Genomic DNA, 6,000 nt, shown 5'->3' with positions numbered 1-6,000 from the left:
TGAACAAAGTGAAAGCCAGCGTCTTTAGGCGCTGGCTGGTGATGTGGGCTTATAGCCCCTGTTCAAACCACCCGTTAGACGGGTGGTCATGATTTAATTTGAAGTTTCTTGTTACCTTTTCTCATGGACATTCAATCAAGGCTACAAGGATTCCTCTGTTTAAGGCTGTTTAGATATGACTTGTGATCAAAGTCATGCTCCCATCAAAGTCCCACTCCTTGATATCATTTGGAAGAATAAAATGGTCTCCCATAGTGATTGGATGAGTCTGCTGACCAACCTTTAGTTGACCATTACCATTTATGACAGATACTAAAAGGTAAGGTGCCGTTTGTTTGACTGAGACCATGCCAGAGATGTCCCACTTTTCCACCGTAAAGAAGGGGTTGGCGACCAATGTTGTCAAGGTGACGTTGTCCAATGTGACGACACTTGGCGTGCTGTTTTCAGGTTGTCCAATGGATAAAACATCAAGGGATTGCTGGATATGAAGGGGACGTAGATTCCCTTGGTCGTCTTTTCGATCAAAATCATAAACGCGGTAGGTTGTATCGCTCGACTGTTGGGTTTCTAGGATAACAATTCCAGGTCCAATAGCATGAAGTGTCCCACTTGGAACAAAGAAAAAATCACCTGTTTGGACGGGAACATGTGTTAAGAGTTTATCCCATTGACCTGTCGTGATGAGAGATTCTAGCTCCGTTTGGCTTTTAGCCTCATGACCATAAATAATCTCAGCCCCTTGTTCCGCATGCAAGATATACCAACATTCTGTTTTTCCCAGTTCACCTTCATGTTTTAACCCATAAGCATCATCAGGATGAACTTGGACGCTGAGCCAATCATTAGCATCTAAAATTTTGGTCAAAAGTGGAAATACGGTGCTATCTGGATGCCCGAAAAGGGCAGGTTGTTTTTGGTACAATTGATCAAGTGATTGTCCCTTATAAGGGCCATTGGCAATAACAGATGGCCCATTGGGATGAGCAGAAATAGCCCAATATTCACCTGTGTGGTTACTAGGGATATCGTAATTAAACAGTTTAGTTAAGCGATCACCTCCCCAAATTTTTTCATGCATGGTCGAGGTTAAAAATAAAGGTTCTGCTGCCATAGGAAACCAACTTTCTAAGTCATTTGTTCCATCATACCATAACTTGATGGATTTTGAAACGAACAATAAAAGAGATATACAAAAAATCATGCTTTTCTAAGCGTTCTATAGCTTTCCTATATCAGTAGATCAGAGATGACACTCACTAAGTGATCTGTAAAGGGATAGGACTACTTGTTGTTTGCTTTAAATCCCCACATTATGTGGTTTAGAAAATCTGTTTCAGCTTTATTTCAAGCCTCAAAAAGTTTCTAACCTTTTGACGATTCCAACTGCTACACATTCTATTAAAATCTATAAATAAAAGAACCTGAGACTGATTGTCCCAAGTTCTTGATCTCTAGACGGGCTAAAGATATCGTTAGTGTATTAGCGAATTGCTTTTTCTGTTTGAATATCGAAGAAGTGAGCTTTGTTCATATTGAAGGCCAACTTCACGATTTCTCCTGGTTCGTGGTAATCACGAGCATCGACACGTGAAATGAATTCAATATCGTCAACCTTACTGTAAAGCATAGTCTCAGCACCGAGAAGCTCAGAGACCACGACCTCAGATTGAATCACTGAATCTGCATAAGCGGTCAATTCTAATTGAGATGCTGTTACATCTTCTGGACGGATACCAAAAATCAGTTCCTTACCATTATAGCCTTGTTCTTCTAATTGTTTGCGACGTCCTTCTGGAACCTTAACGCGAAGGCTACGGCCGGTAGTAATATAGCCATTTTCTAATTTAACAGTGAAGAAGTTCATGGCTGGCGAACCGATAAAGCTTGCAACGAAACGGTTTGCTGGTTCATTGTACAATTCTTGAGGGGTACCAATTTGTTCAACACGCCCGATAGTACCGTTGCCTGCTGGGTTTTTGGTTGAACTCATAATAACGATACGATCCGCAAGGGTCATAGCTTCTGTTTGGTCATGTGTTACGTAAATCGTAGTCGCTCCAATACGACGGTGAATTTTAGAGATTTCAGCACGCATGGAAACACGCAGTTTGGCATCCAAGTTAGAGAGAGGCTCATCCATCAAGAACACTTTTGCGTCACGAACGATAGCACGTCCCATGGCAACACGCTGCCGTTGCCCACCAGACATATCTGCAGGTTTACGGTCTAAAAGTTCAGTCAAGCCGAGAATAGCAGCAGCTTCTTTAACACGGCGATCAATATCGTCTTTTGGATATTTACGGAGTTTAAGACCAAAGGCCATGTTATCGTACACAGTCATGTGTGGGTAAAGGGCATAGTTTTGGAAAACCATGGCGATATCACGATCTTTAGGTGCCACATCGTTCATCAATTTGTCATCAATGAAGAATTCACCTTCAGTGATATCTTCTAGACCAGCGATCATACGAAGGGTTGTTGATTTACCACAACCTGAAGGACCTACAAATACGATGAATTCCTTGTCCTTAATGTCGAGGTTGAAATTTTCAACGGAGTAGTGGTCGCTGCGTTCATAGCGTTTGTAGATATTGTTTAACTTTAACTGAACCATGCTGGTTCCTCCTTATTCATTATAAAGTTATTATAAATGAAAACGTTTTATTTTTCTTTGGTCAGGGTGCTTAAAAAGAAAAAAACATTTTGTGCAAGCTGCACAAAATGTCAAGATGAGAACTGTAATAAAGCGACATAGCAAACAGCCAAGTCATCCATGTTTTTGAGGGAAAGGCCAGTCTGCTCCTGAAATTTATCCAAGCGATACTGAAGGGTGTTTCGATGAATGTAAAGTTTCTGAGCCGCCTTTGTGACAACAGCTTGCTCTTCCCATAGTGCTTTAATGGTTTCTTCCATGTCGTCCTGGCCCATAATAAGCTGGGCCAAAAGAGAGTACAGGTCAGCTGAGGTTTCTCCAGCTGTTCGCAATAAAGTGATTGAAAACTGATTAAAGCCTGAGAAGCTAGCCTTATGAAGATTGTGGCTAAAAAGGTGGGCCTCTAACTGATATGCTTCTGCCCAGTTGGACATCATCTTTTCAGGCCACATTTGACCAAGAAAAGCCGTTATTGTCATACCAAAGTCAAATTCCATACTAGCTAAAATCTCTGCCATTATCGATTCAACAGAGAAGTGGGGATCCTGATTGAGGATAAAGACATAGCGATCGGGAGTGATTTTTAGAGACGTGACGAGATTTGGAAGTAGGTGTGTAAGCACGTCCAACCATTCCGCTTCAAAATCATTTTGATCAGTATGTCGGATGATTTGAACATGCAAAAATTGAACCAGTCTGACTTGACTAGGAAGGGGCCCCTGATTTCGAACGAGGTAAGCATACCAAGGATTAGACGAAGCACCCTCTTTTTCTGATGAAAGAAGTTGCTCTAATAAGAGTTGCTCTCGCCTTGTCAATTCGTTGCTCTTAAGATTAAGCCATTTGCCATCTGAGCGAGGAATACTTACCATACCTATTTGCTCAAGTTGTGTATTGGTTACGCTAGCAGATGGGAAAAAAAGATCTAATTGTTCCAAAGGATATCTCCATGCTTTGTCTTTTTTTATTCCAGTATATCATAAGCCTTTTATTTTATCAGGATTGAGTTGATTTTAGCCTCGTTTAAGATGAATGTGTATAATGAAAACAACCCCTTTATGTCAGATAATGTGTGGGTCCTAGTGATTTATAGACTGACGTGGTATAATATAAGAAAAACGAGGTTAAACGAATGATAAAAATATTACTTGTAGAAGATGACCTTAGCCTATCCAATTCGGTCTTTGACTTCTTAGATGATTTTGCAGATGTCATGCAGGTTTTTGATGGCGAAGAGGGCATTTATGAAGCAGAATCTGGCGTTTATGATTTGATTTTGCTGGATTTGATGCTACCTGAAAAAGATGGTTTTACCGTTCTTAAGGAACTCCGTCAAAAAGGAATCACAACACCTGTCCTCATTATGACAGCCAAAGAATCATTGGATGATAAGGGGCATGGTTTTGAACTAGGAGCAGATGACTATCTGACCAAGCCTTTTTACCTTGAGGAACTCAAAATGCGTATTCAAGCCTTACTCAAACGGTCAGGAAAATTAACAGAGAACACTCTTTCCTATGGAGATGTTACAGTCAATTTAGCAACAAACGTCGTCTTGGTCAATGGCCAGGAAGTAGAGCTTTTAGGAAAAGAGTTTGATTTACTCGTTTATTTTTTACAAAATCAAAATGTTATCTTGCCCAAAAATCAAATTTTTGACCGAATCTGGGGATTTGACAGTGACACCACTGTTTCAGTTGTCGAGGTCTATGTCTCTAAAATTAGAAAAAAATTAAAGGGCACTGAATTCGTGAAAAATTTATCAACCTTAAGAAGTGTAGGGTATATATTACGAAATGTGGACTAAAGTAAAATCAATCTTTAAATCAGATATCTTCAAATATTTTTTGAGATATTTTAGTGTATTTACAGTTATTTTCTTAGCGATGACAGTGATTATCCTTCAGTTAATAACCAATAGTTTATATCAGAATACGGATAAAACCTTAGACTATCAAATCGAAAATCCTGGGAATATTCTCTATATTGCTCAAGTTCGTTCTTTAATCAACGAAGAAGGAAAAATCACGGCTGTGGAAGAAATCATTGAAGATGAGAACCAAGTGACCACGGGTGAAAATAGTGATGACAATGAAGTTAGTGAAGCTCCCAGAATAAAAAAATTAGACATTAAAATAGGGACTAGTAGCCAAGCTATTTTGTTTGATGAAGATAAAAATCCAGTTACACGACTTGATCATGTTTTAGGTTTAGACAAAATAAATCCAAATTTTAGCAATTTGGGGGTCATTCAGGAACTTGAAATTACCACAAGTTTTGATACCATTGATACTTACCGATATGTCATAGTCGAACTTGATGACAGTTATTTACAAGATAGCTCCGTGAAATATGCCATGTCACTCATCAATGTGACGCAGTTAAAGTCAACTGGAGATGCAACTAGACGCATTGTGCTTTATGTGATGATTGGGTTTTGGTTAGCTTCGACTTTTGCTGCATTAATGCTAACTGTGATTACTGTAAAACCCATTAGAGATTCTCTTGAAAAACAAAAGGCATTTGTGGAAAATGCCAGTCATGAGTTGAGGACACCTCTTGCCGTTCTACAAAACCGGTTGGAATCCTTGTTTCGTAAACCAGATGCAACGATATTAGAAGAGTCTGAATCGATTGCCTCCAGTTTGGAAGAGGTTCGGAATATGCGATTGTTAACAACCAACCTTCTTAATTTGGCAAGAAGAGATGGCCAATTAAAAGTTGTCATGGAGACAGTTGAGCCTGGTTTTTTTGAATCTATGTTTGAAAATTTCTCTCTTATCGCTGAGGAAAATGAGAAGCAATTCAAATCCCAGAATTTGGTTAGAAAAACAATTAAGGCAGATAGTGCCCTTCTCAAACAGCTAATTACCATTTTATTTGACAATGCTGTGAAATACACTGGAGAGGATGGTGAGATAAGGATTACCTCTAAAGTGAGGGAAAGGCTACTGGTGATAACAGTGGAAGACAACGGTGTCGGCATATCAGATGAAAACAAGAAAAAAGTCTTTGACCGATTTTACCGTGTGGATAAGGCTAGAACTCGCCAGAATGGCGGTTTTGGACTTGGCCTTTCTCTAGCAAAACAAATTGTTGACCAATTAAAAGGGCAAATTTTAGTCCATGACCGCGTTCCTAACGGAACCATTTTTGAAATACGATTACCATTATGATGACAGCCAATCTTAAGCCTGGCAAAAAACCTTCTAAAGTTTGCTAACGAACTTTAGAAGGTTTTTTAATAGTTGAGAATGCTTCATTTAGCATATTGAAAAAAATGAGGTGGCGCCAACTGATTTTGATGAACTCAGACCTATCTGCAACTAAGAGAAGGGTCCCAA

The 6,000-nt window shown here is 39.4% G+C and carries 5 protein-coding genes; 2 read left to right on the top strand and 3 right to left on the bottom strand.

From position 1 onward, the window contains the following. Positions 1-169: 169 nt before the first annotated feature. The 3 genes from manA to J2S23_RS08645 all read right to left on the bottom strand — a co-directional run bounded on the left by manA (position 170) and on the right by J2S23_RS08645 (position 3,594). The gene (gene manA, locus J2S23_RS08655) at positions 170-1,114 is read right to left on the bottom strand and encodes a mannose-6-phosphate isomerase, class I (protein ID WP_307122324.1); all 945 of its coding nucleotides are present in this window, start codon (positions 1,112-1,114) and stop codon (positions 170-172) included. Positions 1,115-1,483: 369 nt separating this feature from the next. Beyond that, a complete protein-coding gene (locus J2S23_RS08650) occupies positions 1,484-2,617 on the bottom strand; it encodes an ABC transporter ATP-binding protein (RefSeq protein ID WP_307122323.1) in 1,134 nt (377 codons plus the stop codon). A 110-nt stretch (positions 2,618-2,727) separates the two neighbouring features. Beyond that, on the bottom strand, positions 2,728-3,594 hold the full coding sequence (locus J2S23_RS08645) for a helix-turn-helix domain-containing protein (protein WP_307122322.1): 867 nt from the start codon (positions 3,592-3,594) through the stop codon (positions 2,728-2,730). Positions 3,595-3,788: 194 nt separating this feature from the next. Between J2S23_RS08645 and J2S23_RS08640 the strand changes: the two genes are divergently transcribed. Further along, the gene (locus J2S23_RS08640; RefSeq protein ID WP_307122321.1) at positions 3,789-4,463 is read left to right on the top strand and encodes a response regulator transcription factor; all 675 of its coding nucleotides are present in this window, start codon (positions 3,789-3,791) and stop codon (positions 4,461-4,463) included. A 79-nt stretch (positions 4,464-4,542) separates the two neighbouring features. Continuing rightward, complete coding sequence (locus tag J2S23_RS08635) at positions 4,543-5,832, top strand: sensor histidine kinase (protein ID WP_307122320.1); 1,290 nt, start codon at positions 4,543-4,545, stop codon at positions 5,830-5,832. Positions 5,833-6,000 lie beyond the last annotated feature (168 nt).

Origin of the sequence: Streptococcus moroccensis, from assembly GCF_030812835.1 — a bacterium.
GTDB classification, from domain to species: Bacteria; Bacillota; Bacilli; order Lactobacillales; family Streptococcaceae; genus Streptococcus; species Streptococcus moroccensis.
Note: the sequence above shows the minus strand (reverse complement) of the source record. Positions and strands in the feature narration are given on the sequence as shown.

Excerpts from the sequence above, each read along its gene's own strand:
- manA (WP_307122324.1), bottom strand. The coding sequence starts at position 1,114 with ATGGCAGCAGAACCTTTATTTTTAACCTCGACCATGCATGAAAAAATT.
- J2S23_RS08650 (WP_307122323.1), bottom strand. The coding sequence starts at position 2,617 with ATGGTTCAGTTAAAGTTAAACAATATCTACAAACGCTATGAACGCAGC.
- J2S23_RS08640 (WP_307122321.1), top strand. The coding sequence starts at position 3,789 with ATGATAAAAATATTACTTGTAGAAGATGACCTTAGCCTATCCAATTCG.
- J2S23_RS08635 (WP_307122320.1), top strand. The coding sequence starts at position 4,543 with ATGACAGTGATTATCCTTCAGTTAATAACCAATAGTTTATATCAGAAT.